The organism is Fervidicoccus sp., assembly GCF_049967375.1.
Lineage (GTDB): Archaea > Thermoproteota > Thermoprotei_A > Sulfolobales > Fervidicoccaceae > Fervidicoccus > Fervidicoccus fontis.
Genome location: NZ_JBMFSV010000043.1, coordinates 1 through 530, shown reverse-complemented (window position 1 = coordinate 530; position 530 = coordinate 1). Strand labels below are relative to the sequence as shown.

Below are 530 nucleotides of genomic sequence, written 5' to 3'. Positions count from 1 at the left end.
CCCGAACCTGAATCCGTTGCCATTCGCATCGAGCTCCTCCGCCCTCTTCAATGCAGCAAGCATGACCTCCTCTGCCTTCGAGCCGTAGTTCAAAAGCAACATCTTAACTCTATCGTATACGCTTCCAACGACGGTCTTTTCTTCCTGCTCGATCAAAAACCACACCTAAAATTGGGCTGAGCAATTTAAAATGAGATCGCCTTTTAATAAAAAGTTATTTGAGAATTTCAAAAAGTTGCCTTATAAGAGTAATACCAGGTTCACCTATGACGGAATTACAGCTGAAAGCCTCGCCTTTTAAGGCAGGAAGGAGGTCAGAGATAACCGGATCCTCTCAAAAATGAGAGGATGTAGACCACTATTAGAACTAAGCTTATGACCATCGCCACGATGAGGAGGGATCTCGTTATATTCTTGCTGCTCCCGAATATGATAGGGATCGGGCCTATAAATATGATCCCTCCTCCCTGAACTTCTGAGCTGCTGCTTGGAGATTTCATGAACATGTAGAGGAAGGCTCCCATTATGAC

At 44.7% G+C, this 530-nt stretch carries 1 protein-coding gene; it reads right to left on the bottom strand.

The features are described from left to right. Positions 1–314 precede the first annotated feature (314 nt). Positions 315–530 (bottom strand): TIGR00304 family membrane protein (locus tag ACP5SL_RS05890; RefSeq protein ID WP_428228342.1); only part of this gene is annotated, 216 nt, incomplete at its 5' end.